This is a genomic window from Burkholderia arboris, assembly GCF_902499125.1.
Classification (GTDB): domain Bacteria; phylum Pseudomonadota; class Gammaproteobacteria; order Burkholderiales; family Burkholderiaceae; genus Burkholderia; species Burkholderia arboris.
Map to the genome: position 1 here is coordinate 63,388 of NZ_CABVPX010000036.1, position 24,249 is coordinate 87,636.

Annotated in this window: 24 protein-coding genes and 1 pseudogene; 16 read left to right on the forward strand and 9 right to left on the reverse strand. The window is 69.0% G+C overall.

Translation table 11 applies throughout. The features are described from left to right. Window positions 1-18: 18 nt before the first annotated feature. Entirely contained in the window at window positions 19-657 is a 639-nt protein-coding gene (locus BLA15945_RS31665) for a glutathione S-transferase family protein (RefSeq protein ID WP_174994237.1), read from the reverse strand. 112 nt (window positions 658-769) lie between these two features. Between BLA15945_RS31665 and BLA15945_RS31670 the strand changes: the two genes are divergently transcribed. The 3 genes from BLA15945_RS31670 (at window position 770) to BLA15945_RS31680 (ending at window position 4,313) form a co-directional block, all read left to right on the forward strand. Continuing rightward, on the forward strand, window positions 770-1,690 hold the full coding sequence (locus tag BLA15945_RS31670; RefSeq protein WP_174994238.1) for a LysR substrate-binding domain-containing protein: 921 nt from the start codon (window positions 770-772) through the stop codon (window positions 1,688-1,690). Between the two features lie 172 nt (window positions 1,691-1,862). Next, window positions 1,863-2,147 (forward strand): hypothetical protein, encoded by a 285-nt coding sequence (locus tag BLA15945_RS31675; protein WP_174994239.1) that lies wholly within the window; start codon window positions 1,863-1,865, stop codon window positions 2,145-2,147. A 45-nt stretch (window positions 2,148-2,192) separates the two neighbouring features. Beyond that, the gene (locus BLA15945_RS31680) at window positions 2,193-4,313 is read left to right on the forward strand and encodes a phosphocholine-specific phospholipase C (protein WP_174994240.1); all 2,121 of its coding nucleotides are present in this window, start codon (window positions 2,193-2,195) and stop codon (window positions 4,311-4,313) included. Between the two features lie 18 nt (window positions 4,314-4,331). Here the strand turns inward: BLA15945_RS31680 and BLA15945_RS31685 are convergent, their stop codons facing one another. Continuing rightward, entirely contained in the window at window positions 4,332-4,955 is a 624-nt protein-coding gene (locus BLA15945_RS31685; protein WP_059233031.1) for an RBBP9/YdeN family alpha/beta hydrolase, read from the reverse strand. A 357-nt stretch (window positions 4,956-5,312) separates the two neighbouring features. Between BLA15945_RS31685 and BLA15945_RS31690 the strand changes: the two genes are divergently transcribed. From BLA15945_RS31690 to BLA15945_RS31705, 4 genes are read left to right on the forward strand one after another with little or no spacing between them, the layout of a single operon-like run. Then, window positions 5,313-6,254: a 2-hydroxyacid dehydrogenase gene (locus BLA15945_RS31690; RefSeq protein ID WP_059233030.1), complete on the forward strand. Its 942-nt coding sequence runs from the start codon at window positions 5,313-5,315 to the stop codon at window positions 6,252-6,254. 32 nt (window positions 6,255-6,286) lie between these two features. Next, entirely contained in the window at window positions 6,287-7,219 is a 933-nt protein-coding gene (locus BLA15945_RS31695; protein ID WP_059233029.1) for a hydroxymethylglutaryl-CoA lyase, read from the forward strand. Window positions 7,220-7,245: 26 nt separating this feature from the next. Then, entirely contained in the window at window positions 7,246-7,752 is a 507-nt protein-coding gene (locus BLA15945_RS31700) for a YbaK/EbsC family protein (RefSeq protein WP_059233028.1), read from the forward strand. Beyond that, window positions 7,749-7,955: a DUF1289 domain-containing protein gene (locus BLA15945_RS31705; protein WP_059233027.1), complete on the forward strand. Its 207-nt coding sequence runs from the start codon at window positions 7,749-7,751 to the stop codon at window positions 7,953-7,955. Before BLA15945_RS31700 ends, BLA15945_RS31705 begins: the two co-directional genes overlap by 4 nt. A 230-nt stretch (window positions 7,956-8,185) precedes the next feature. On the opposite strand, the gene BLA15945_RS31710 is transcribed toward BLA15945_RS31705, so the two are convergent. Continuing rightward, on the reverse strand, window positions 8,186-9,088 hold the full coding sequence (locus tag BLA15945_RS31710) for a DMT family transporter (protein WP_174994241.1): 903 nt from the start codon (window positions 9,086-9,088) through the stop codon (window positions 8,186-8,188). A 111-nt stretch (window positions 9,089-9,199) separates the two neighbouring features. On the opposite strand from BLA15945_RS31710, the gene BLA15945_RS31715 reads away from it, so the two are divergent. Continuing rightward, entirely contained in the window at window positions 9,200-9,691 is a 492-nt protein-coding gene (locus tag BLA15945_RS31715) for an Lrp/AsnC family transcriptional regulator (RefSeq protein ID WP_059236583.1), read from the forward strand. Window positions 9,692-9,724: 33 nt separating this feature from the next. Here BLA15945_RS31715 and BLA15945_RS31720 read toward each other — a convergent pair whose 3' ends face one another. After that, a complete protein-coding gene (locus tag BLA15945_RS31720; RefSeq protein ID WP_059233025.1) occupies window positions 9,725-10,621 on the reverse strand; it encodes an alpha/beta fold hydrolase in 897 nt (298 codons plus the stop codon). Window positions 10,622-10,900: 279 nt separating this feature from the next. Here BLA15945_RS31720 and BLA15945_RS31725 point away from each other — a divergent pair, with 279 nt between their 5' ends. Further along, window positions 10,901-11,860 carry an NAD(P)H-dependent flavin oxidoreductase gene (locus BLA15945_RS31725; protein WP_059233024.1) on the forward strand — a complete coding sequence of 320 codons (960 nt, stop codon included), beginning with the start codon at window positions 10,901-10,903 and terminating at the stop codon, window positions 11,858-11,860. A gap of 112 nt (window positions 11,861-11,972) precedes the next feature. On the opposite strand, the gene BLA15945_RS31730 is transcribed toward BLA15945_RS31725, so the two are convergent. From BLA15945_RS31730 to BLA15945_RS31740, 3 genes are all read right to left on the reverse strand, one after another. After that, the gene (locus BLA15945_RS31730; protein ID WP_059233023.1) at window positions 11,973-12,935 is read right to left on the reverse strand and encodes a LysR family transcriptional regulator; all 963 of its coding nucleotides are present in this window, start codon (window positions 12,933-12,935) and stop codon (window positions 11,973-11,975) included. 183 nt (window positions 12,936-13,118) lie between these two features. Further along, the gene (locus BLA15945_RS31735) at window positions 13,119-14,195 is read right to left on the reverse strand and encodes a porin (protein WP_059233022.1); all 1,077 of its coding nucleotides are present in this window, start codon (window positions 14,193-14,195) and stop codon (window positions 13,119-13,121) included. Between the two features lie 344 nt (window positions 14,196-14,539). Further along, window positions 14,540-15,034, reverse strand: a complete 495-nt coding sequence (locus tag BLA15945_RS31740) for a peptide-binding protein (protein ID WP_174994242.1) — start codon at window positions 15,032-15,034, stop codon at window positions 14,540-14,542. Window positions 15,035-15,380: 346 nt separating this feature from the next. On the opposite strand from BLA15945_RS31740, the gene BLA15945_RS31745 reads away from it, so the two are divergent. From BLA15945_RS31745 to BLA15945_RS31770, 6 genes are all read left to right on the forward strand, one after another. After that, window positions 15,381-16,412 (forward strand): bile acid:sodium symporter family protein, encoded by a 1,032-nt coding sequence (locus BLA15945_RS31745; RefSeq protein ID WP_174994243.1) that lies wholly within the window; start codon window positions 15,381-15,383, stop codon window positions 16,410-16,412. A 371-nt stretch (window positions 16,413-16,783) separates the two neighbouring features. Beyond that, window positions 16,784-18,622, forward strand: coding sequence for an EAL domain-containing protein (locus BLA15945_RS31750; RefSeq protein ID WP_174994244.1), 1,839 nt, complete (start codon window positions 16,784-16,786; stop codon window positions 18,620-18,622). 407 nt (window positions 18,623-19,029) lie between these two features. Next, on the forward strand, window positions 19,030-20,049 hold the full coding sequence (locus BLA15945_RS31755; protein WP_059233018.1) for a LacI family DNA-binding transcriptional regulator: 1,020 nt from the start codon (window positions 19,030-19,032) through the stop codon (window positions 20,047-20,049). Beyond that, window positions 20,046-21,326, forward strand: coding sequence for an AGE family epimerase/isomerase (locus BLA15945_RS31760; RefSeq protein ID WP_174994245.1), 1,281 nt, complete (start codon window positions 20,046-20,048; stop codon window positions 21,324-21,326). Before BLA15945_RS31755 ends, BLA15945_RS31760 begins: the two co-directional genes overlap by 4 nt. After that, window positions 21,323-22,231 (forward strand): carbohydrate kinase family protein, encoded by a 909-nt coding sequence (locus BLA15945_RS31765; RefSeq protein WP_059233016.1) that lies wholly within the window; start codon window positions 21,323-21,325, stop codon window positions 22,229-22,231. Before BLA15945_RS31760 ends, BLA15945_RS31765 begins: the two co-directional genes overlap by 4 nt. A 100-nt stretch (window positions 22,232-22,331) precedes the next feature. Beyond that, a complete protein-coding gene (locus tag BLA15945_RS31770; protein ID WP_011353424.1) occupies window positions 22,332-22,553 on the forward strand; it encodes a hypothetical protein in 222 nt (73 codons plus the stop codon). Between the two features lie 22 nt (window positions 22,554-22,575). On the opposite strand, the gene BLA15945_RS31775 is transcribed toward BLA15945_RS31770, so the two are convergent. Beyond that, complete coding sequence (locus tag BLA15945_RS31775) at window positions 22,576-22,770, reverse strand: DUF2905 domain-containing protein (RefSeq protein ID WP_006477606.1); 195 nt, start codon at window positions 22,768-22,770, stop codon at window positions 22,576-22,578. 12 nt (window positions 22,771-22,782) lie between these two features. Further along, window positions 22,783-23,973: a class I SAM-dependent methyltransferase gene (locus BLA15945_RS31780; RefSeq protein ID WP_059233015.1), complete on the reverse strand. Its 1,191-nt coding sequence runs from the start codon at window positions 23,971-23,973 to the stop codon at window positions 22,783-22,785. Window positions 23,974-23,986: 13 nt separating this feature from the next. On the opposite strand from BLA15945_RS31780, the pseudogene BLA15945_RS31785 reads away from it, so the two are divergent. Continuing rightward, window positions 23,987-24,249 (forward strand): annotated as a pseudogene (locus BLA15945_RS31785) (short-chain dehydrogenase); the annotation flags it as partial.

The following is a 24,249-nucleotide window of genomic DNA, read 5'->3' on the forward strand; positions in this document are numbered from 1 at the left end:
ACGACGCCCGCGCATCCGTCAGGCTGCCTCGCGCGCCAGCGCACGCCGCGCAGCCGGCCGTTCGGCCTCGCGCTGCGCATGGGCTGTCCACGCCGCATGCTGCGTCATGTCGAGCCCGATCGCGGCGCCCCAGCGGTACAGCACGAGCAGGAACGGATCGACGATCGAATGCGCGCCCGGTTCGGCCCACGTGCGGCCATCGGCGAGCGCGGCTTCGATCGTCGCGTTCGCGGCTTCGATCGTGTTGCGCCCGTGCGCGCTGATCGCACCGTGCAGCGCCGGATCGTCGATGAAGCGGCCCGGCCGCCACAGCGTGCCGTAGCCGACGCCATGCACCCAGCCGACCAGCCAGGCGAGCCATTCGTGGCACCGCGCCTCGCGCAGCGGATCGGCGAGCGGCAGCAATTGCGCATCCGGATGGCGGCGCGCGAGATACGTGAGGATCGCCGGCGTTTCGGTCAGCGCGCGCGGCTCGCCCGGAATCGCGAGCACGGGCACGCGCGCCTTCGCGTTGATCGCGAGATAGCGCGCGTCGAGATTCTGCTGCTTCTGCACCGAGACGATCTCGACGTCGAACGGCGCGCCGGTTTCCTCCAGCGCGATGTGGGCGGCAAGCGAGCAGGCGCCCGGCGAAAGATAGAGACGATATGCGTTCATGATGGCGTGGCCCGACGAGGCTGTGGAAGACGGAACCGAGTGTAGGAACGTGTACCGGTGCGCCGCAAACGATGAATTGTCGTACTCGGGCATTAGTGTTACTAATACCCGCATGCGACGCATCCACCTCCCTCCGCTGCAGACGCTGCGTGCGTTCGAGACCGCCGTGCGGCTGCAAAGCTTCACGCGCGCGGTCGACGAACTCGCCCTCACGCAAGGCGCGGTCAGCCAGCACATCCGCGCGCTCGAAGCGCAGCTCGGCCATCCGCTCTTCACGCGCGAGCGTAACGGCGCGACGCCGACGCATGCCGCGCACGCGCTCGCGCTGCAGGTGCGCCAGGGCCTGAGCGTGCTCGAACGCGCGTTCGAGCCGGCGCTCGCGGTACGCCGCCGCCCGCGTCGCTGCGACGTGACGCTGAACGTCAGCGTGCTGCCGAGCGTGGCCGAGCGCTGGCTCGCGCCGCGCCTGCCGCGCTTTACGGCCGCGCATCCGCACATCGCGATCGCGCTGCACCCGGACGTGGCGCTCGCGCCGCTGCGCAAGCGCGATCGCATCGACGTCGCACTGCGCTACGGGCCCGGCACCTGGCCGGGCGTCATCGCCGAGAAGCTGATGAACGAAACCCTCTTCCCGGTCGCGAGCCCCGCGTACCGCAATCGCGACGGCGTCGCCCCGCGCGCGCCGGCGGAGCTCGTCCGCGCGACGCTGCTGCGCCATCCCGCGCAGCCGTGGGAACCGTGGCTCCAGGCCGCACGGCTCGACCTCACCGAATCCGCGCGCGCGCCGCGTTTCACCGATACGAACGCGCTGATCGACGCGACGCTGCAAGGCCGCGGCGTCGCGCTCGCGCGCCGCTCGCTGATCGAGCCCGAGCTCGCGGACGGCACGCTGGTGCGCGTGTCGACGGTGCGCATCACCGACGTGTATGCGCACTACGTCGTCTGGCGCCCCGGCCATCCGCACGAGGCGGCGATCCGCACGTGGCTCGACTGGCTGCGCAGCGAGGTGCGGCGCAGGACGCCGCGGCGCTGACCGGCCGCGATCGGCAGGCGGCCGCCTGCCGGCCCGCCACACGCGAAAGCCAATGGTCAGCCTGGCGAAAGCCTTTCGCGATCACGCGCCCGACGCAAACGATTCACCGAAACGTCGCATCGCATCGGCATACTCGAAAACGTTTCCCGATCAGCCTGCCAGGAGAGAAGTCATGCGTCGCGTTTCCGTCGTCGTCGTTCTTTGTGCCGCCGTTTTCGTCGCCGCCTGCAGCGACGACGGGCAGCACGACGCCCACGCGACCGACGCCTCGCAGCAAGCCGGCGCATCGTCCGGCTCTGCCAGCGCGTTCAACAACGATGCCGCAGCGAATGCCGCAGCGTCCGATGCGACGCCGCTCGCGCCGCCCGTCGTGCACTACCCGCCCGATGACGACGACGACGCGAAGCCCGCGGCGAACGCGGCCGCGTCGAGCGCCGCCGCATCGTCGCCGGGCTGATTCCGCCGCTTCCGTCCCCCCGACCGCAGAACCGAGGTGAACAACATGACGTCATCGAGCCGCCGCCGTTTCCTGCATACCGTCGCACAATCCGCGGGCGCCGCCGTTGCGCTCAACGCCTTTCCCGAATCGATCCGCCGCGCGCTCGCGATTCCCGCCGCGCGTGGCACCGGCACGATCCGCGACGTCGAGCACATCGTCGTGTTCATGCAGGAAAACCGCTCGTTCGATCATTACTTCGGACACCTGCGCGGCGTACGCGGCTACAACGACCGCTTCCCGATCCCGCTGCCGAACGGCAAGCCGGTCTGGTACCAGCCGTCGAAGGCCGATCCGGGCAAGCCGGTGCTGCCGTTCCGGCTGAACACGCTGACGACGAGCGCGCAGTGCGTGGGCGATCTCGACCACTCGTGGTACAAGACGCACGCGGCGATCGACGGCGGCCGCTACGACCAGTGGCCCGCGAACAAGACCGACATGACGATGGGCTATCACGTGCGCGAGGACATCCCGTTCCACTACGCGCTCGCCGATGCGTTCACCGTGTGCGACAACTACTTCTGCTCGCTGCCGGGGCCGACGCACCCGAACCGCTCGTACCTGATGACGGGCACGGTCGACCCGACCGGCAAGTTCGGCGGCCCGCTGCTCGACAACAGCGACTATGTCGACGGCGACGGGCCGCCGGCCTACCAGTTGCTGTCATGGACGACCTTTCCCGAGCGCCTCGAAGCGCACGGCGTGTCGTGGCAGATCTATCAGCAGGGCACGACGGGCAACGACCCGTACAACGGCAACTACGGCACCAACGTGCTGCAGAACTTCGCGAACTTCATCAACGCGAAGCCCGGTTCGTCGCTGTACCAGCGCGCGCAGACGGTGCGCACGCTCGACAACCTGAAGGACGACGTGATCAACGACCGGCTGCCGCAGGTGTCGTGGCTGTGCCCGCCGGCCGCGTTCTCCGAGCATCCGAAATACACGCCCGCGTACGGCGCGAACTACACGTCGCAGATTCTCGATGCGCTCACGTCGAACCCGGACGTGTGGCGCAAGACCGTGCTGTTCATCATGTACGACGAAAACGACGGCTTCTTCGACCACATCGTGCCGCCGCAGCCGCCGACGTCGGCCACGCAGGGCGCGTCGACCGTGACGACCGACGGCGAGCTGCATACGGTCGTGAACCCCGGCCGCGGCGGCAGCTACACGGCCGACGGCCTGCCGTACGGCCTCGGGCCGCGCGTGCCGATGACGGTCGTGTCGCCGTGGACCAAGGGCGGCTACGTGTGCTCGCAGGTGTTCGACCACACGTCGGTGATCCGCTTCATCGGCGAGCGCTTCGGCATCGACGAACCGAACATCACGCCGTGGCGCCGCACCGTGTGCGGCGACCTCACCGCCGCGTTCGACTTCCGCTCGTCGGATGCGTCGTTCCCGCCGCTGCCGGATACCAGCCAGTACCGCTCGATCGCGGACCAGCAGTGCACGTCGCAACCCGCGCCGACCGTGCCCGCGACGCCGTCGCCGGTCGATCCGCAGGAACCCGGCGTGCGGCCCGCGCGCGCCCTGCCGTACGAACTGCACGTGAACGCGAGCATTTACGGTGGGACGAAGCTGCGCATCGAGTTCGCGAACCGCGGCAACCAGGGCGCGCACTTCCACGTGTATGCGACGAACCGCACCGACGGCCCGTGGCGCTATACGGTCGGCGCGCGCCGCGTGCTGCATGCGGACTTCGACCTGACGGTGACGAACGGCGTGTATGCGTTCTCGGTGTACGGGCCGAACGGCTTCGTGCGCGTGTTCTCGGGCAACGTGTCGGCCACGGCCGTGCATCACCGCAACCCGGCACAGCCGGAGGTGAAGGCCGGCTACGACGTCGCGAACGGGAACCTGTACCTGAAGCTGCACAACCACGGTGGCGCCCACGTCGCGCTGACGCTGACCGACAACGCGTACGGCGCGCCGGCGCGGCAGGTGACGCTGCACGGCGGCGGCGAGCAGGTCGAGCAATGGGCGCTCGCGTCGAGCCACCAATGGTATGACGTGACGGTCAGCGACGGCGCGAACGGCACGTTCTCGCGCCGCTTCGCGGGCCACGTCGAGAACGGCCGGCCGAGCTACTCGGATCCGGCCGCCGTCAAGCCCGTCGCGGCGTCGTAAGCGCGACGGCCCGCGCCGTCAGACCGCGTGCGCGAGCGCGCGGTCGACGAGCGCGGCTTCGAAGCCGTCGTCCGCGTCGCGAAAGCGCAGCGGCGCCGCGCAGTGAACCAGCGTGTCGATGAAGTATTTCGCGCGCGGCCACGGCCCGAACCCGGCCGCCGTGTTGATGTGCCCGGCGTCGCCGAGGTTCACGAACGCGCTGCCGAGGCGCTGCGCGAGCGTGCGCGCGTCGGCGAGCGGCATCCACGGATCGGTCTCGCTGCCGATCACGATCGACGGCACCGCGAGCCGGCGGGCGTCGAACGGCCCGGCGAACGTGAATTTCTTCGGGCTGGCGGGCGCGACGAACAGCACGCCCGCGACATCGCCCGTATGCGGCCCCTGCGCGAGCGCGTGTGCGGCCGCAAGGCAGCCGAAGCTGTGCGCGGCGAGCACGAACGGGCCGCGCTCGCGATCGAGCAGCGTGCGCACCGAGTGCGCCCAGCCCGCGAGATCGGGCGCGTCCCAGTCGTCCTGCTCGACGCGCAACGAGCGCGGAAACTGCCGCTCGAGCCAGGTTTGCCAGTGAGCGCCTTCGCTGCCGTGCAGGCCCGGAACGGTGACGAGCCGCGGCGGCCACGCCGATTTGCTGCATGCGCTCATGATTGCCCTCGCTCGCTTGAAGACGAGGTTCGATTGTGGCGCGGCGGACCCGGCGGCCGAACCAATATTTTGTGCTTTGCTTTTGCGCGGCCGGCGGCCGCGCGGCGGTCCGGCGGCGGTCTGGTGACGGCCCGATGGCGGGCCGCGCCGGACGCACGGCCCGCGCGACGGCGCGATGCGCCGCGAAACCGTAGAATGTGGGCTTCCCGTCAGCTTCACACGGAACCGGTCCGGGCGCCGACGCGCCGTGCCGGTCGTCAGGAGACGCCCGATGTCCGCTACGTCCGCCGGCGCGCTGCGCCCGGCTCCGCTCGCCGTTCCCGTGACGCGCCTCGCCGGCGCGCGCCCCTTCACGCAATGAAGATCCTGTTCCATTCCCCGCACCAGGAAGCCGTCGCGTGGCGCGACGAGATCGCTCACGCGCTGCCGGAAGCCGAGTTGCGCGTGTGGCAGCCGGGCGATACGGCCCCCGCCGACTACGCGCTCGTGTGGCGCGCGCCGCGCGAATTCTTCGCGCCGCGCGACGGCCTGCGCGCGATCTTCAACCTCGGCGCGGGCGTCGACGCGCTGCTCGCGCTCGATCGCGCGCATCCGGGCACGCTCCCCGCGCACGTGCCGCTGGTGCGGCTCGAAGATTCGGGCATGGCGCAGCAGATGGTCGAGTACGTGACGTACGCCGTGCTGCGCTACCTGCGCCGCTTCGACGAATACGACCTGCAACAGCGCGAGCGCCGCTGGCGGCCGCTCGAACCGCATGCGCGCGCGCGCTTCGCGGTCGCCGTCCTGGGCCTCGGCGTGCTCGGCACCCAGGTCGCACGCGCGCTCGCCGCGCTCGGCCTGCCCGTGCGCGGCTACAGCCGCAGCCCGAAGCAGCTCGACGGCGTCACGACCTTCGCCGGCGACGGCGCACTCGACGCGTGCATCGACGGTGCGAAGGTGCTCGTCAACCTGCTGCCGAGCACGCCCGACACCGACGGCATCCTGTCGTCGCGCGCGTTCGCGCGGCTCGCGCCCGGCGCGTACGTCGTCAACGTCGCGCGCGGCGCGCACCTGGTCGAGGCCGACCTGCTCGACGCGCTCGCGAGCGGCCGGATCGCCGCGGCCACGCTCGACGTGTTCCAGCACGAGCCGCTGCCGGAAGACCATCCGTTCTGGCACGCGCCGCGCATCACGATCACGCCGCACAGCTCGGCCGAAACGCTGCGCGAGGAAGCCGTCGAGCAGATTGCCGGCAAGATCCGCGCACTGGCGCGCGGCGAGCCGATCAGCGGCGTCGTCGACTACGCGCGCGGCTACTGAATTCCGCCCTACCGAACAATCAGGAGACAACCATGACGTTCCCCACCGCCGTCAAGATCGTCGAAGTCGGCCCGCGCGACGGGCTGCAGAACGAGAAGACCTTCGTGCCGACCGACGTGAAGATCGCACTCGTCGACCGGCTGTCGCGCGCCGGCTTCCGCAATGTCGAGGCCGCGTCGTTCGTGTCGCCGAAATGGGTGCCGCAGATGGCCGACGGCGCCGACGTGATGGCCGGCATCGAACGCCGCGCGGGCACCGTGTACTCGGTGCTCACGCCGAACCTGAAAGGCTTCGAGAATGCGGTCGCCGCACGCGCGGACGAAGTCGTGATCTTCGGCGCGGCGAGCGAGGCGTTCTCGCAGCGGAACATCAACTGCAGCATCGCCGAGAGCATCGCGCGCTTCGAGCCCGTCGCGAAAGCCGCGAAGGACGCGGGCCTGCGGCTGCGCGGCAGCGTGTCGTGCACGCTCGGCTGCCCGTACCAGGGCGAAGTGCCGGTCGCGTCGGTCGTCGACGTCGTCGAACGCTTCGCGGCGCTCGGCTGCGACGAAATCGACATCGCCGACACGATCGGCGTCGGCACGCCGACGCGCACGCGCGAAGTGCTCGCGGCCGTCACGCGCGTGTTTCCGCGCGAACGCCTGTCGGGCCACTTCCACGACACCTACGGCCAGGCGCTCGCGAACATCTACGCGGCGCTGTTCGAAGGGATCGAGATCTTCCACGCGTCGGTCGCGGGCCTCGGCGGCTGCCCGTACGCGAAGGGCGCAACCGGCAACGTCGCGACCGAGGACGTGCTGTACCTGATGCAGGGCCTCGGCATCGACACCGGCATCGATCTCGCGCAGGTCGTCGCCGCCGGCGACTTCATCTCCAACGCAATCGGCCGCGCGAACGTGTCGCGCGCCGGGCGCGCCCTGCTCGCCAAGGCGCAGAGCGCGGCCGACGCCGCGAACTGCGTCTGATCGCGCCACTCCACGGATTCCTCGACATGACGACACCCGCTTCATTCGATTCACTCCCCGATTCCGCGCGACGCGTCGCGCTGCTGCTGCGCGAGCGCGGCCATGCGAAAGGCATCGTGATGCTCGCCGACACCGGCAAGACGTCGGCCGAAGCCGCGGCCGGGCTCGGCTGTTCGGTCGCGCAAATTGCGAAGTCGATCCTGTTTCGCCGGCAGGCGGACGGCGCGCCCGTGCTGGTCGTCGCGAGCGGCGTCAATCGCGTGGATGAAAAGAAGGTCGCCGCGCAGGTCGGCGCGGTCGGCCGCGCGGACGCGAAGTTCGTGCGCGACAACACCGGCTATGCGATCGGCGGTGTCTGCCCGATCGGCCATCTCGTCGAACCCGTCACGCTGATCGACGCCGACCTGCTCGCGCTCGACAGCCTGTGGGCCGCCGCCGGCCATCCGCACGCGGTGTTCAACCTGTCGCCGCACGAACTCGTGTCGCTGACGGGCGCGCCGGTCGCGGACGTCGCGTTGCGGGCCGACGCATGAGCGACGTGACGGTGCCGGTCGCCACGGTCGCGTCGCCGTGTACGGACGTCTGCCGCATCGATCCGCGCACCGACTGGTGCGCGGGCTGCCTGCGCACGCGCGGCGAGATCAAGGGATGGCGTACATCGGACGACGACGCCAGGCGTGCGCTGCTCGCGCGGCTCGACGCAAGGCGGCGTCTGCTCGCCGGAAGCGAAACATAAAAAAAAGCCGTTCAGCCTCGCGGGCGAACGGCATCGAGATCGGAATCCTGTGAACGTGATCAACGTCACAGCCCGCATCATACGAGCGACGCCGCCGCGTCGCATCGGGTGTTTCCCTACAACTTCTTACAGCGTTTTTCACGCGTGCGCGGGGGCCGCTTGCGCGCGCAATCATCGTTCCTGAAATTCGCGTCCGGCGCGCCGCAGCGGCGCCGAATCGTACGATCGTTTCAGTTGCCGACCGCCGCGCGACGCGCGGGCACGATACGCCAGCCGAGGTTCACGCCGGCCGCCGCGAGCAGGATCAGCAGCGCGCCGAATACCTGCGTCCACGCGAGCGTCTGCCCGAACGCGACGTGATCGACGACGATCGCGACGACCGGATAGACGAACGACAGCGCGCCCGTCATCGCGGTCGGCAGCTTCTGGATCGCGCCGTACAGCAGCACGTACATCAGCCCCGTGTTGACGACGCCGAGCACGATCAGGTCGAGCCACTGCCCGGCCGTCGCTGGCAGCGTGCCGAAGTGCGCGAACGGCGCGAGCAGCACGATGCCGAGGCCGGCCTGCAGCAGCGCGAGCAGGTGCGGCGGCGTGCCCCTCAGGTGTTTCGTGACGATCGACGAGATCGCATACAGGAACGCCGCGCCGAGCGACAGCGCGACGCCCTCCAGATACGCGCCGGGCACCGCGAGCACGGCCGGCTCGACGCGCACCACGAACACGAGCCCGGCGAACGCGAGCGCGAGCCACGCCACCGTCGACGCGGTGATCCGTTCGCGGAACACGATCGCGCCGAGCGCGACGAGCATGAACGGCTGCGTGTTGTAGACGGCGGTAGCCATCGAGATCGACGCGCGCGAATAGGCGGCGAACAGCAGCAGCCAGTTCGCGACGATCGCAACGCTGCCGAGCGTCGCGAGCGCGAGCATGCGCGGCGAGAACAGCGAGCGGCGCAGGAAGCCGAACGCCGCGCAGACGATCGCGAGCGTCGCGGCGCCGAACAGGCAGCGGAAGAACACGACATTCGTCAGCGGCTGCTGCGACGACATCACGAGCCAGCCGATCGTGCCGGACATCAGCATCGCGACGATCATCTCGGCGGCGCCGCGGCGCATTTCATTCGAGGCCATCATGAACTCCGTTGAAGAGCGGGATGACTTCGATTCTAGAAACTTGCTTTCGCCGCAGCCACGGCTAAACTGAAGCGAATCAGCCGATTGACCTTCGAAAGCAAAGCGATCATGCCGAAACGCCTTTCCCCGCCCGCCGTCGCATCGCTCGACGCGACCGACCGCGCGATCGTCGCGGCGCTGGCCGACGACGCACGCATCGCGACCAGCGAACTCGCCCGGCAGATCGGGCTGTCGGCACCGGCGACCGCCGACCGCGTGCGGCGGCTCGAAGCGCAAGGCGTGATCGCCGCGTTCACCGTCGAGCTCGACCCGCGCGCGCTCGGCTACACGCTGCAGGCGATCGTCCGCGTGAAGCCGCTGCCGGGCCAGTTGCACCTGGTCGAGGAGTTGCTGCGGCGGATTCCCGAGTTCGTCGAATGCGACAAGGTGACCGGCGAAGACTGCTTCATCTGCCGGCTCTACCTGCGCACGATCGAGCACCTCGACGACATCCTGTCGAAGGTGACGGAGCGCGCGGAGACGAGCACCGCGATCGTGAAATCGACGCCGGTGCCGCGCCGCCTGCCGCCGCTCGTCGAGGACGACAGCGCGCACCGCTGAGCCGCAGGCGGCACGCGCCGCCTGCCCGCCCCTTTACGCCGCCGGATCGCGCGCCTCGAAGAACGCGAGCAGTTCGTCGATCAGCGCGACGGGCGCCTCTTCCGGAATGTAGTGCCCGCAGTCGAGCGCGCGGCCGCTGACGTCGCGCGCGACGCGCCGCCATTCGTCGAGCGGATCGAAGCAGCGGCCGACGATCCCGTGCTCGCCCCACAGTACGCGCAGCGGGCACGCGACCTTGTTGCCGCGCTCGAGATCCGCACGGTCGTGCTCGAGGTCGATCGTCGCCGATGCACGGTAGTCTTCGCACATCGCATGCACGGCGCCCGGCTGCGCGAGCGCCGCCCGATACGCGTCGAGCGCTTCGGGCGCGAACGGCGCGAGCCCTGCCGACCGGTTGCCCATCACGCGCTCGATGTACGCATCGGTGTGCGCGCCGACCAGCGTCTCGGGCAGCGGCGCCGGCTGGATCAGGAAGAACCAGTGGAAATACGCGGTCGCGAATGCGCGGTCGGTTTTCTCGTACATCGCGAGCGTCGGCGCGATGTCGAGCAGCATCATCCGCTCGACCGCCTCCGCGTGATCGAGCGCGAGCCGGTGTGCGACCCGCGCGCCGCGATCGTGCGCGCACACATGGAAGTGCTCGAAGCCGAAGTGCCGCATCACCGCGACCTGATCGGCCGCCATCGCCCGTTTCGAATACGGCACGTGCTGCGCGTCGCTCGGCGGCCGGCCCGATGCGCCGTAACCGCGCAGGTCGGTGGCGATCACCGTGAAGTGATCCGCGAGCGTCGCGGCAACGCGATGCCAGATCATGTGGGTTTGCGGATGTCCGTGCAGCAACAGAAGCGGCGGACCCGCGCCTCCTTTGACACCGAAGATGTCGGTGTCCTGCACCGTCACGCGAAACGGTGCAAACGCCTCAAACGACATGGTTTGTTTCTCGTTGGTTTGTTATGGCGGCTATTTTAGGAGCGCGCGCGCGTCTTCACAGCGGGGTAACCACCAGAATCCGTAGAAAGAGAACACTCACTCGATTGCCGCCACACCGCGCCTTTTGTTAAGCTCGCGTAGAATCGCACGACCGTTCGTATTAATATGAACGAACGCGTTCCGCAGCTACACTCGAATCACCGTTCGACCGCAAAGCATGGTGTCGACGCCGGCGCGACTGCGCGGGCGCCGACCGCCCCTGGAGACTGGAGACATCACATGGCATTGCCCACTGTCCTGCAGAACCTGACGCTGCCCGTCATCGCGTCGCCGATGTTCATCGTCAGCTACCCCGAACTCGTGCTCGCGCAATGCAAGGCGGGCATCGTCGGTTCGTTTCCCGCGCTCAATGCGCGTCCGGCCGAACTGCTCGACGAGTGGCTCACGCAGATCCAGGCGGAGCTGGCCGACCACAAGGCGAAACACCCCGATGCGGTGATCGGCCCGATCGCGGTCAACCAGATCGTCCATCAGTCGAACGCGCGGCTCGAGCACGACGTGCGCGTGTGCGTCGAGCACAAGGTGCCGATCTTCATCACGAGCCTGCGCGCACCGGCGCGCGAGATCGTCGACGCGGTGCACAGCTACGGCGGCATCGTGCTGCACGACGTGATCAACCTGCGCCACGCGCAGAAGGCGCTCGAAGCCGGCGTCGACGGGCTGATCCTCGTCGCGGCCGGCGCCGGCGGCCACGCAGGCACGACGTCGCCGTTCGCGCTGGTCGGCGAAGTGCGCAAGATCTTCGACGGCCCGATCGTATTGTCCGGCTCGATCGCGAACGGCGGCTCGATCCTCGCCGCGCAGGCGATGGGCGCCGACTTCGCGTACATGGGCACGCGCTTCATCGCGACGCAGGAAGCGCACGCGATCGACGACTACAAGCACGCGATCGTGAACGCGAAATCGTCGGACATCATCTACACGAACCTCTTCACCGGCGTGCACGGCAACTACATCCGCGAGAGCATCGAGAAAGCCGGCCTCGATCCGGACGCGCTGCCGGAATCCGACAAGACGAAGATGAATTTCGGCAGCGACAAGACGAAGGCGTGGAAGGACATCTGGGGCGCCGGCCAGGGCGTCGGCCTGATGGACGACCTGCCGAGCGTGGGCGCGCTCGTCGAGCGGCTGAAGCGCGAGTACGACGACGCGAAGGCACGGCTCGGCATCCCGCGCTGACGAAGGCGGCCCTCGCGGCCGCCATCGGCGCGCAAACCGTCGGACCAAACAAAAAGCGCGAACCGCAGCGGTTCGCGCTTCTTTATGGCCCCGCCGCAGCGGAATCCGCCGCTCAGACCGCGCGCTTCATCCGCGTGATCGGCAGCACGCGCAGGTGCGATTCGATCGACGGGCACAGCGACTGCCCTTCGAAACGCGCCGCCAGGAAGTCGACGAACGAGCGCACCTTCGCGGATACGTGGCGGCGGCTCGCGTACACCGCATAGATCGGCGCTTCGTGCGGCGGCACCGAATCGAGCAGCACCGGCACGAGCCGGCCCGATTCGATATCGTCGCCGACCACCTCGGTGCCGAGCAGCGCGATGCCCGCGCCGGCGAGCACGGCCGCACGCAGCCCTTCCAGGTGATTCACGATCAGGTTGCCGTTCAGGTTCACGCGCGACGCAGCGGCCGCGTCGATCACCAGCGCGTCGAGCATCGTCGAATTCGAATCGCGCCGCAGGTAGTTGTGGTGCGCGAGGTCGGCAATCGTCTGAGGCGTGCCGTGCTTCTCGAGATACTCGGGCGACGCGACCAGCAGGATGTGCGCGGTCGCGATCTGCCGCGCGACCAGCGACGACGATTTCAATCCGTTCGGCGCCGCGCGTACCGCGACGTCGTAGCCTTCCTCGATCAGGTCGACCACGCGATCGGACAGCGTCATGTCGACGGTCACGTCCGGGAACCGGCCCGCGTAATCGGTGACGGCCTGCATCACGTGCCGCAACCCGAACGCGGACAGCGACGTGACGCGCAGCCTGCCCTGCGGCACCACGCTCGCGGCGCCGACGGCCTGCCCGGCTTCGTCGAGTTCTGACAGCGCCTGCACCAGGCGCTCATAGTATTCGCGTCCCGCCTCGGTAGGCGCAACGCGTCGTGTCGTGCGATGCAGCAGCCGCGCACCGAGCTGCTGCTCGAGATGCATCACGTGCTTGCTCGCCATCGCAGCCGACATCTGCATGCGTTCGGCCGCGCCGACGAAGCTGCCCACTTCGACGACGTAGCGAAACACATTCATGCTGACGAGGGTATCCATCGAACTAGCTCGTAATGACGGGGGAATGGTCCAATTACGAGATAGGGTAACAAAGGCGAGGAAACAGAAAGGTCAAGAAAGGCAAAACGGCGCCGCGAGTGACGGCGCCGTTTCGGGCGGGAAAACATGCAGCCGGAACACGCGTTTTACGCGCGCGGCCGGCGCATCGATCGCGCGTACGCGTCAGAACTTCGCGCGGATACCTGCGCCGAACGTGTTGCCGGACGACAGGCCGCTGATTTTGTCGTTCATGTAGGCCGCGTAGACGTCCGTGCGCTTGGACAGCGGATAGTCGTAGCCGACGGCCCAGGTCTGGCGCGTCTGGTCGAGGCCGCCCGCGTCGCGCGAATACGCGTACGACGCCATCGCGTTGCCCACGCCGATCGGCACCGACACGCCGCCCTGCGCGGTGTTCACGTGCCAGCTGCCCGCGACCTGGTCATTCTTCGTATACATGTACTGGCCGAACAGCTTCACATACTTCAGGTCATAGGTCGCGCCGACCTGTGCGATACCCTGGCTCTTCATGCCGGAGACGAGCGCGCTCAGATCCTGCGGGCCGTTGTTGAAGTTCACGTACTGGTACACGGCGGTCGCCGCGAACGGGCCGTTCGCGTAGTTGAACTGCGCGCTCCACTTCTTCGAACGGTTGTCGCCGGCCTGGTTGCCGAGCGCGTACATCGCACCGAAGTTCAGGCCACCGAACGAAGGCGACGTGTACGACAGCGCGTTGTTCCAGCCCGAATCGCCGACTGCACCCTGATCGCTCGGATAGGTCGGGAACGTGCCGAGGCCGAGGAACACGTGGTACACCATCGGCGAGAAGGTGTACGAGTCGTAGAACGGGTTGAACAGGATCGTCGACAGGAACAGGTGCGTCGTCAGGCGGCCTGCCGTCACCGTGCCGTACGGCGAGCTGACGCCGACGTACGCGTTGCGGGCGAAGAACGTGTCGCCCTGGAAGCGGCCGAACTGGCCGTTCTGCGCGCGGAAGAAGCTCTCCATCGTGAAGATCGCCTTGTAGCCGCCGCCGAGATCCTCTGCACCGTGCAGGCCCCAGTACGACGTCGACATGCCGCCGCCCGACACGTTCCATGCGCGGTTGCCGCCCGGAAACTTGGTGGCGCCGACCCATTCGTCGACCTGACCGTAGAGCGACACGCTCGACTGTGCATGGACGGGCGCAGTGGCCGCCACGCAGGCGGCTGCGGCGATCAGCTTGACGGACGTGCGCGACGCACGGCGAGCAAATGCTTTCATGGGATCTCCAGATTTTGTCGAATAGTCGATAAGTGGCGCGAGCGTTGTTTTTTGGAGCCGAGTGCTTGCGTCGTATGGGGCGCAGCCATCTTTACGGATCATTCGTCCGGTCAAAATTGCGCACACTTATTGCTGGTATAGCGGCGGCATTAACTTCGCGGAATTGATACATGGCCGGATGCCCGGCAGCGGCCCGGCGCGAACGCGGTCGCGCGGCCAGGCGGCGGCGGGCATGCGCGTGCCGGGCGCGAAAGATAGCGCAATGCGGCGGGAAAATCAGCGGAAATCTGCGCGCGACTGTGGCGAATTCGCATCAGCCGGCAGGGGGACGAGCGCCGGGGCGCTCAGTTTCGGTAGAACGGGGAGAAAAACGGCGAGTGCGCAGGCTCTTCCTGCGAGCGGGGCGGCGGCATCGGACGGCCGCCACGCTCCTCGTTGTAGCGCGCGACGTCGGCGCGGATCGAGCCGGCACGCAGCGGCACGTTGCCGCCACCCGGCGGGCGCGGCATCTGGCGCACGTCGGCACTGATCGGACGATACGGGCTTTGCGCGGCGTAATGGCCGTACGACGGCGTCGGCCGCAGCCCCCAGCGGGAGCCGTAGCCGCTCACACCACCGGGACGCACACCGGCAGGGGGTGGAGCGCGGCGCCAGACCGGCACACCGCCCTGCCCGCCGCCATTCGGCTGACCGTACGCGCGCATGTCGCCGCCACCGAAGCCGTGGCCACCGAACCCGTGACCGCCGTGGGGCGGCTGGGCGAGCGCGAGCGGCATCAGGAACGCGCCGAGCACGCCTGCCACCCATCGTCCGATCTTCCGTTTCACCCGTTCCGTCATCGTTCCGTGCCTGTCCACGCCCGCCGCCAGCTCCTTTCGGCCGACCCAAGGCTTTCAGCAGTAATTTATGAGCCGTCCGAAACGGTGTCGAGCCAAAAAGTGTTATGTCGCGGGCATCGGTGTAACACCATGTTACTGCTAGGTTTTTTCACTTCCGGGCGCGATCGCGACAGAACATTCTTCTGCCGTTTTGCACGTCGCCGGGCGGTCAGGACAGCCGCCGTTTCATGCAACCGATTCATCAATCGATTCCCACAATGAATTTGTGTGGTGAATCGTCAACCCGGACAATAGCGCCATCCGCGCGCGCGACGCGCGCCTTCGTCGTTTCCGAACCGAGTTCCAGATGGCCCGTCCCCGCTTCCTTCCCGACAATTTCACGCTCGCGCTCGTCGGCACCGTCGTGCTCGCGAGCCTGCTGCCCTGCCGCGGCCCGGCTGCCCATGCGTTCAACTGGGCGACCAACATCGCCGTCGGCCTGCTGTTCTTCCTGCACGGTGCGAAGCTGTCGCGCGAAGCCGTCGTCGCGGGCGCGACCCATTGGCGGCTGCACGCGGTCGTGCTGCTCAGCACGTTCGCGCTGTTCCCGCTGCTCGGCCTCGCGCTGAAACCCGTGCTGCAGCCGCTCGTCACGCCGACGCTGTACGCGGGCGTGCTGTTCCTGTGCACGCTGCCGTCGACGGTCCAGTCGTCGATCGCATTCACGTCGATCGCCAAGGGCAACGTACCGGCCGCCGTGTGCGCGGCGTCCGCGTCGAGCTTGCTCGGGATCTTCGTCACGCCGGCGCTCGTCGGGCTGATGATCACGTCGCAGTCGGCCGGCGCCGCATCGCCGTGGAGCACCGTCGGCAGCATCGTGATGCAGTTGCTCGTGCCGTTCATCGCCGGCCAGTTGCTGCGGTCGGTGATCGGTGGCTGGATCGACCGCAACCGCGGCGTGCTGCGCTTCGTCGACCAGGGCTCGATCCTGCTGGTCGTCTACGTCGCGTTCAGCGAGGCCGTCAACGAGGGCCTGTGGCACCAGATCCCGGCGCGCGCGCTCGGCGGCCTGCTGGTCGTCAACCTCGTGCTGCTCGCGATCGCGCTGCTGCTGACCGCGTTCGTCAGCAAGCGGCTCGGCTTCAACCGCGCCGACCAGATCACGATCATCTTCTGCGGATCGAAGAAGAGCCTCGCGGCCGGCGTACCGATGGCGAAGGTGATCTTCTCGGCGAACGCGGTCGGCGCCGTGGTGCTGCCGCTGATGCTGTTCCACCAGATCCAGCTGATGGCGTGCGCGGCGCTCGCGCAGCGCTGGGGCGCGCGCGACATGAGCGGCGAGCACGACGAGGGCGACGCGACCTCCGCGCCCGGCACGCTGAGCGCAGGCAAGCGCTGACGCCCCCGGAGGCGCGACGGCCGCCGATGGCGGCCTTCCGCCTTCCGCCTTCCGCCTTCCGCCTTCCGCCTTCCGCCTTCCGCCTTCCGCTTTCCGCTTTCCGCTTTCCGCTTTCCGCTTTCCGCTTTCCGCTTTCCGCTTTCCGCTTTCCGCTTTCCGCTTTCCGCTTTCCGCCTCCCGCCTCCCGCCTCCCGCCTCACGCCTCACGCCTCACGCTTTCCGCGGCTCCCCGCCAACGCCTTCCGGATACGCGTCGATGCGCGTCCGGCGCGATGCACCAGCAGCGTCCATCGCGTCACAAAATCTTCATTCAATTCTCCGCGAGCGGTGCCGTTAAGCCGGGCGTCCCGTCGATTCGGCTGCCCTCGCCCATGCCCGCGCTCCACTCCGACTCCGCTGCCGCCCGCACCACGCGCCTGATCGCGGATCGCGCGCTCGCCGCCGTTTTCCAGCCGATCGTCGACCTCGGGTCGGGGACGGTCGTCGGTTACGAAGGGCTGATCCGCGGCCCGCGCGGCACCGACCTCGAACCGCCCGCCGCACTGTTCGCGCAGGCCGCGCGCGAAGGCGAAACCATCGCGCTCGAACAGGCCGCCGCGCTGACCTGCCTCGACGCGTTCGCGGCGCTGGGCTGCGACGGCAAGCTGTTCCTCAATTTCAGCGCCGGGACGATCCTCAAGCTCGCCAGCGAACGCGAGCGAGTGCGTCAGTTCCTCGCCCGCGCACAGGTCGCCGCCGAGCGCATCGTGATCGAGCTCACCGAGCAGAACACGATCCCCGATGTCGCCCACATCGGGCCGGCGGTCGCGTCGCTGCGCGACACCGGCATCCAGTTCGCGCTCGACGACTACGGCACCGCGAACGCGAGCATGAACCTGTGGCTGCGCCTGCATCCGGACGTCGTGAAGATCGACCGCTTCTTCATCCACGACATCGCGCGCGACCCGCTCAAGTTCGAGGCCGTGAAAGCGATGCAGCACTTCGCGCAGGCGAGCGGCGCGCAACTGATCGCGGAAGGCATCGAGAACGAATGCGACCTGATCGTCGTGCGCGACATGGGCATCTGCTGCGTGCAGGGCTTCCTGCTCGGCCGGCCGAACGCGCAGCCGTCGCGAGTCGTCGCACCGGCCGCGCGCGATGCGATCCGCGCGCCGCACATCGCGGTGTTTCCCGGCGCGACGCGCCCGGTGCGGCCGGCCGGCACGATCGCCGGAAAGATGCTGGTGCCGGCCCCCGCGCTGCCGCGCGACGCGACCAGCAACGACGTGCTCGACCTGTTCAACCGGATGCCCGACCTGCACGCGGTCGCGCTCGTCGAACGCGGGCGGCCCGTCGCGCTCGTGAATCGCCGCGGCTTCATCGACCGCTTCGCGCTGCCGTATCACCGCGAGGTGTTCGGAAAGAAGCCGTGCCTGCAGTTCGCGAACGACGCGCCGCTGATGATCGACAACGCGACGACGTTCGAGCAGCTCGCGATGCTGCTCGCGAGCCACGACCAGCGCTATCTCGCGGACGGCTTCGTGATCACCGAACACGGCCGCTACGTCGGGCTCGGCACCGGCGAGAGCCTGGTGCGCGCGGTGACCGAGATGCGCATCGAGGCCGCGCGCTACGCGAATCCGCTGACCTTCCTGCCCGGCAACATCCCGATCAGCGCGCACATCGACCGCCTGCTCCAGCGCGACGCCGGCTTTCATGCGTGCTACGTCGACCTGAACCAGTTCAAGCCGTTCAACGACCAGTACGGCTACTGGCAGGGCGACGAGGTGCTGAAGTTCGCGGCGACGGTGCTGGCCGGCGTGTGCGACCCGCAGCGCGACTTTCTCGGCCACGTCGGCGGCGACGATTTCCTCGTGCTGTTCCAGCGCGACGACTGGCGGGAGCGCGCCGCCGACGCGATCGCGCGCTTCAACGACGGTGCGCAGCTCTTCTACACGCAGGCCGACCGGCAGGCAGGCGGGCTGCGTGGCGAGGACCGCCACGGCAACCCGGCGTTCTTCGGCTTCGTGACCATGGCGATCGGCGCGGTTGGCGTGCCGGCCGGCGCGCACGGGGCGAAGCGCTACGGCAGCGACGAGATCGCGTCGGTCGCGGCGCTCGCGAAGCGGCGCGCGAAACAGCAGCCGGACGGGCTCGCGGTCGTCGATCTCGACGCGGGCCGCGCCGCGCTGCGCCAGCGCGGCGAACCGCCGGCCGCGGCGGCCGGCTGAGCGGCACGCGGCACGCGCCGGCGTTTGGCGTTTGGCGTTTGGCGTTTGGCGTTTGGCGTTTGGCGAGGACACGGTAACGCCCCGGGCCATGACGGCGGCTGTCCGCACGCCGGCCGGCGCGTTGCGCACCGGCTTCCCGCCTGCCCGCGCAGGCCGCCGGACACGTCCCCGGACACGCGCAACACGCTCGCGTTCCAGCCACTTCCCCACCGCAACGCCCCCCTTCCGGCACCCGAACGCCCACCTTGCCTTTTTCGTGTTTTGTTTAGTATTTTTAGTAACGGCGTTTTCGCAGATTAGCGCTTAAAAACCCGTTATTCGCGGGTATTCCCCGGCTATCCGGCCCGAATTCCGCGATCCGTTTTACTATACAATCGCCTTCACCCTAAACAAACGGACCCCGAACGATGGGTACGACCATTCGCGATGTGGCACGGGCGGCAGAGGTCTCGATCGGCACCGTCTCCCGTGCGCTGAAAAACCAGCCGGGCCTGTCCGAAGCCACGCGTGCGCGCATCGTCGAGATCGCGCAGCAGCTCGGTTACGATCCCGCGCAGCTGCGGCCGCGCATCCGCCGACTCACCTTCCTGCTGCACCGCCAGCACAACCGCTTTCCCGCCAGCCCGTTCTTCTCGCACGTGCTGCACGGCGTCGAGGACGCGTGCCGCGAGCGCGGCATCGTGCCGACGTTGCTGACGGTCGGCCCGAACGACGACGTGCTGCGCCAGATGCGCCCGCATGCGCCCGACGCGATCGCGGTCGCCGGCTTCATCGAGCCCGAGACGATCGAGGCGCTCGCCGCGACCGGCCGGCCGCTCGTGCTGATCGACCTGTGGGCGCCCGGGTTGCGCTCGGTCAATATCGACAACGCGACGGGCGCGGCGCTCGCGATGCGCCACCTGCTCGCCACCGGCCGCTCGCGGATTGCGTTCATCGGCGGCTCGCCCGCGCACTACAGCATCGCGCAGCGCGCGATCGGCTACCGGCGCGCGTTCTTCGACGCCGGGCGGCTGTTCGATCCCGCGTACGAAGTGACGATCGACGCCGGGCTCGACCCCGACACCGGCGCTGCGCGTGCGATGGAGCAGCTGCTCGACGCACCGGGCCCGCGCCCCGAAGCCGTGTTCGCGTACAACGACGCGGCGGCGCTCGCCGCGCAGCGCGTGTGCACCGCGCGCGGCCTGCGGATTCCCGACGACATCGCGATCGTCGGCTTCGACAACATCCCGGCCGCCGCGCACGCGAGCCCGCCGCTCACGACGCTGTCGGTCGACAAGGAAGCCCTCGGCCGCCGCGGCGTCGAGCTGCTGCTCGCCGACGCGCCCGAGCGCACCGAGATTTCCCTGCCCGTCGAGCTGATCGTGCGGGCCAGCAGCCAGCCCGCCGGCTCCCCGGCACTCGATACCGCAACGGTCACCGAATCATGAACATGCCCCCGGTCCAACCCTGCACGGCCGCGCCGGCCGCCCACCCGCAAGCCGCACCGTTCGTCGCGAGCTTCCGCGATCCGTCGTTCCTGCTGTCGCACATCGAGGACACGCTGCGCTTCTACGCGACCAACGCGTTCGACCCGACGGGCGGCTTCTACCATTACTTCCGCGACGACGGCAGCATCTACAACCGCACGTCGCGCCACCTCGTCAGCACCTGCCGGTTCGTCTTCAACTACGCGATGGCGTACCGGCATTTCGGCGACCCGCGCCACCTGGAATACGCGCGCCACGGGCTGCGCTTCCTGCGCGACGCGCACTGGGACGACGAACTGCAGGGCTACGACTGGGAACTCGACTGGCGCGACGGCGCGAAGCGCGAGACGCTCGACGGCACGCGCCACTGCTACGGGCTCGCGTTCGTGCTGCTCGCGGCCGCGCACGCGACGATGGCCGGCATCGACGAGGCCCGCCCGCTGATCGCCGCGACCTACGAACTGGCCGAGCACCGCTTCTGGGATGCGGCCGCAGGCCTGTACGCGGACGACGCGACGCCGAACTGGACCGTGTCGTCGTACCGCGGCCAGAACGCGAACATGCACATGACGGAAGCGCTGCTCGCGGCCTATGAAGCGACCGGCCACCTCACGTACCTCGATCGTGCCGAAAAGCTCGCGACCCACATCACGCAGCGCCAGGCCGCGCTGTCGGGCGGGCTCGTGTGGGAGCACTACCATGCGGACTGGTCGGTCGACTGGGACTACAACAAGGAAGACAGCTCGAACATCTTCCGTCCGTGGGGCTTCCAGCCCGGCCACCAGACCGAATGGGCGAAGCTGCTGCTGATCCTCGAGCGGCACCGCCCGCTCGACTGGCTCGTGCCGCGCGCGGCCGAACTGTTCGACGCGGCGCTCACGCACGCGTGGGACGCCGATCACGGCGGCCTGTACTACGGCTTCGGCCCCGACTTCACGATCTGCGACCACAACAAGTATTTCTGGGTGCAGGCGGAAACCTTCGCGGCGGCCGCGATGCTCGGCGCGCGCACCGGCAGCGAGCGCTTCTGGGACTGGTACGACGAGATCTGGCGCTATGGCTGGGCGCATTTCGTCGATCACCGTTACGGCGCGTGGTACCGGATCCTCACCTGCGACAACCGCAAGTACAGCGACGAGAAGAGTCCGGCCGGCAAGACCGACTATCACACGATGGGCGCGTGCTACGACGTGCTCGCGACGCTCGCCCGCACGCAGCGCAGCGAGCCCACGCAATGAGCGGCGGCACGTTTCCGGCTTTCGTGTCGGCAGGCGACATCCTGACCGACATGGTGCGCGCGGGCGACGCGCAATGGACGTCGGTGCCGGGCGGCGCCGGCTGGAACGTCGCGCGCGCGGTGGCGCGGCTCGGCGTGCCGAGCGCGCTGGCGGGCTCGATCGGCGAAGACTGCTTCTCCGACGAACTGTGGCGTACGAGCGAAGCGGCCGGGCTCGACCTGCGTTTCCTGCAGCGCGTTGCACGGCCGCCGCTGCTCGCGATCGTCCACGAGACGCGGCCGCCCGCGTACTTCTTCATCGGCGAAGCGAGCGCCGATCTCGCGTTCGATCCCGCGCGGCTGCCGGCCGGCTGGAGCGATCACGTGAAATGGGCGCATTTCGGCTGCATCAGCCTCGTGCGCGAACCGCTCGCGGGCACGCTGGCCGCGCTCGCGGCCGACCTGCACGCGCGCGGCGTGAAGATCAGCTTCGATCCGAACGTACGGAACCTGATGACGGCCGCGTACCGGCCGACGCTGGAGAAGATGGCCGCGCTCGCCGACCTGATCAAGGTATCCGACGAGGACCTGCGGCACCTGTTCGGCGGCGACGGCCCCGACGCGGTCGCGGCGGTGCGTGCGCTGAACCCGCGCGCGGCCGTGCTCGTCACGCGCGGCGCGCAGGCGGCGACGCTCTATGCCGACGGCGACGTGCACGAGGCCAGCCCGCCGCGCGTCGAGGTGGCCGACACCGTCGGCGCGGGCGACGCATCGATCGGCGGCATGCTGTTCAGCCTGATGGCCGCGCCGCAGCGCACATGGCGCGAGCATCTCGTATTCGCGCTGGCGGCCGGTGCCGCCGCGTGCCGGCATACGGGCGCGCATGCGCCGACGCTCGACGAGGTCGTCGCGCTGATCGAACGCTGATGGAAATGCGGTGACCGGACACTGTTCGGTCACCGATAAGCGACGCTGTACATGCTGCGCCGCAGTGCTACGATGAAGTGTCCTTTTGCGGGAGAGCACGATGGACACGAACACGTTCACGAAAGGCATCTACACGGCCAAGGCGCATACCCAGCATGCGGGCAACGGGCAGTTCCAGGGTTACGTGATCCTCGCGCGCGACGACGGCGACGACACCGAGAACACACGTTACGACGTCCACTCGACGAGCCCCAGCGAGGAAGAAGCGTTCGACGAGGCGAAGGCGCTCGCGCACCGGATCCTCGGCGAGATCGAGCTGTAACGCCCCCCCTTTTCGGCGCGGCTCAGAGCAGCCGCGCCACCATCGATAGCAGCATCGTCAGCACCAGCGTCGACATGAACGGGAACGGGTAGCGCCGCCCGCCGAGCGTCAGCGTGACGTCGCCCGGCATCCGCCCGATGCCGAGCTTGCCGAGCCACGGCCAGCAGCGCGTCAGGATCATCACCGCGATGAACGTCGTCAACAGCCAGCGCAGCATGCCGGGCTCCCGTCAGAGTGCGTGCGAGCGGTCGCCGCGCGCGAACGCGTCGAGCGTGCCGTCGATGCCGCGCGAGAACGCGATCACCTTGAACAGCTCGCCCATCTCGGCTTCCGAGATCAGCTTCTGCACCGCGTTCGCGGCCGGCAGGAACGCGCGGATGTCGGACGGGTCGATCGCGGCCAGCGCGTCGGTGATGCCCGCGTTCAGCAGGAAACGCGCCTGCGACGTGTAGCCGAGCAGGTCGGCGCCGGTCGCGACGGCCGCATCGTAGATGCCGGTGAATTCGACATGCGCGGTGATGTCCTGCAGGCCGGGGTAAAGGAACGGATCATCGTGCGCATGGTGACGGTAGTGGCACATCAGCGTGCCGCGGTCGCGCTGCGGGTGATAGAACTCGTGCGCCGGAAAGCCGTAGTCGACCAGCAGCACCGCGCCGCGCGCGAGCATCGTGCAGACGGTGCGCGTGAACGCCAGCGCGGCCTCGTGCGTTTCGGTCACGTAGCCGTCGCCGACGTCGAGCCCCGCGAGCACCGGCGGCAGGCCGGCCGCGCCGGCAGGCCGGTCGTCGAACACGAACGCCTGCTGCGCGTCGAGCGCGACGCCGCGCTCGTGCCACGCGCCGTCCGCCTTCGCGAACAGCCGCACCGGCATCGCGTCGAGCACCTCGTTGCCGACCACGACGCCCTCGAACCGCTCGGGCAGCGCATCGAGCCAGCGCACCTTCGCGGCCAGCGCCGGCGCGGCGGCCTCGATCGTGTCGCGCTGCCGTTCGCGCAGTTCGCCGGACAGGTCGACGATCAGGTATTCGTCAAGTTCGACGCCCTGCGCGTCGAGCGCGGCGAGCAGCCCGGCCGCGAGCTTGCCCGTGCCGGCGCCGAATTCCATCACGCGGCGCGTGCCGCTCGCCGCGAGCGCTTCCGCGACCGGCTGCGCGAGCGTCTGCGCGAACAGCGGCGACAGCTCGGGCGCGGTGACGAAGTCGCTGCCGTCGTCGGCGCGGCGCCCGAACTTGCGTGCGCCGCCGCTGTAATAGCCGAGGCCCGGCGCATACAGCGCGCGCTCCATGAAGCGGTCGAACGGCAGCCAGCCGCCGGCCGCCGCGAGCTCGTCGCGCAGTTGCGCGGCAAGGGTTTCGGACTGCGCGAGCGCGTCGGGGCCGGGAGCAGGTAAACTAGCGGGTTCGTGAGCTTTCGGGTTCATCCCGGCATTGTAAATGACCGTTTCAGCCGATACGTCGACCCCGCGCGTGGTGCTCGTCACGGGCGCCCTGGGCAGCGCAGCCGACGCCGCATCGATCGGCCGTGCGCTCGCGACCGGTTTCGCCCGCCGCGGCTGGGACGTCGCGTTGCAGCGCAGCCACGGCGCGCCGCGCGCGGCCGCCGATGCGCTCGTCGCCGAAGTCGCGGCGCTCGGCCGCCGCGCGGCCGTGCTCGACGCCGATCTGGCCCTGGAAGCCGATGCGGCCGCCGTCGTCGC

Bases quoted from the DNA above. Each gene is read 5' to 3' on its own strand.
- BLA15945_RS31665 (WP_174994237.1), bottom strand. From the start codon at position 657: ATGAACGCATATCGTCTCTATCTTTCGCCGGGCGCCTGCTCGCTTGCC.
- BLA15945_RS31670 (WP_174994238.1), top strand. From the start codon at position 770: ATGCGACGCATCCACCTCCCTCCGCTGCAGACGCTGCGTGCGTTCGAG.
- BLA15945_RS31675 (WP_174994239.1), top strand. From the start codon at position 1,863: ATGCGTCGCGTTTCCGTCGTCGTCGTTCTTTGTGCCGCCGTTTTCGTC.
- BLA15945_RS31680 (WP_174994240.1), top strand. From the start codon at position 2,193: ATGACGTCATCGAGCCGCCGCCGTTTCCTGCATACCGTCGCACAATCC.
- BLA15945_RS31685 (WP_059233031.1), bottom strand. From the start codon at position 4,955: ATGAGCGCATGCAGCAAATCGGCGTGGCCGCCGCGGCTCGTCACCGTT.
- BLA15945_RS31690 (WP_059233030.1), top strand. From the start codon at position 5,313: ATGAAGATCCTGTTCCATTCCCCGCACCAGGAAGCCGTCGCGTGGCGC.
- BLA15945_RS31695 (WP_059233029.1), top strand. From the start codon at position 6,287: ATGACGTTCCCCACCGCCGTCAAGATCGTCGAAGTCGGCCCGCGCGAC.
- BLA15945_RS31700 (WP_059233028.1), top strand. From the start codon at position 7,246: ATGACGACACCCGCTTCATTCGATTCACTCCCCGATTCCGCGCGACGC.
- BLA15945_RS31705 (WP_059233027.1), top strand. From the start codon at position 7,749: ATGAGCGACGTGACGGTGCCGGTCGCCACGGTCGCGTCGCCGTGTACG.
- BLA15945_RS31710 (WP_174994241.1), bottom strand. From the start codon at position 9,088: ATGGCCTCGAATGAAATGCGCCGCGGCGCCGCCGAGATGATCGTCGCG.
- BLA15945_RS31715 (WP_059236583.1), top strand. From the start codon at position 9,200: ATGCCGAAACGCCTTTCCCCGCCCGCCGTCGCATCGCTCGACGCGACC.
- BLA15945_RS31720 (WP_059233025.1), bottom strand. From the start codon at position 10,621: ATGTCGTTTGAGGCGTTTGCACCGTTTCGCGTGACGGTGCAGGACACC.
- BLA15945_RS31725 (WP_059233024.1), top strand. From the start codon at position 10,901: ATGGCATTGCCCACTGTCCTGCAGAACCTGACGCTGCCCGTCATCGCG.
- BLA15945_RS31730 (WP_059233023.1), bottom strand. From the start codon at position 12,935: ATGGATACCCTCGTCAGCATGAATGTGTTTCGCTACGTCGTCGAAGTG.
- BLA15945_RS31735 (WP_059233022.1), bottom strand. From the start codon at position 14,195: ATGAAAGCATTTGCTCGCCGTGCGTCGCGCACGTCCGTCAAGCTGATC.
- BLA15945_RS31740 (WP_174994242.1), bottom strand. From the start codon at position 15,034: ATGACGGAACGGGTGAAACGGAAGATCGGACGATGGGTGGCAGGCGTG.
- BLA15945_RS31745 (WP_174994243.1), top strand. From the start codon at position 15,381: ATGGCCCGTCCCCGCTTCCTTCCCGACAATTTCACGCTCGCGCTCGTC.
- BLA15945_RS31750 (WP_174994244.1), top strand. From the start codon at position 16,784: ATGCCCGCGCTCCACTCCGACTCCGCTGCCGCCCGCACCACGCGCCTG.
- BLA15945_RS31755 (WP_059233018.1), top strand. From the start codon at position 19,030: ATGGGTACGACCATTCGCGATGTGGCACGGGCGGCAGAGGTCTCGATC.
- BLA15945_RS31760 (WP_174994245.1), top strand. From the start codon at position 20,046: ATGAACATGCCCCCGGTCCAACCCTGCACGGCCGCGCCGGCCGCCCAC.
- BLA15945_RS31765 (WP_059233016.1), top strand. From the start codon at position 21,323: ATGAGCGGCGGCACGTTTCCGGCTTTCGTGTCGGCAGGCGACATCCTG.
- BLA15945_RS31770 (WP_011353424.1), top strand. From the start codon at position 22,332: ATGGACACGAACACGTTCACGAAAGGCATCTACACGGCCAAGGCGCAT.
- BLA15945_RS31775 (WP_006477606.1), bottom strand. From the start codon at position 22,770: ATGCTGCGCTGGCTGTTGACGACGTTCATCGCGGTGATGATCCTGACG.
- BLA15945_RS31780 (WP_059233015.1), bottom strand. From the start codon at position 23,973: ATGAACCCGAAAGCTCACGAACCCGCTAGTTTACCTGCTCCCGGCCCC.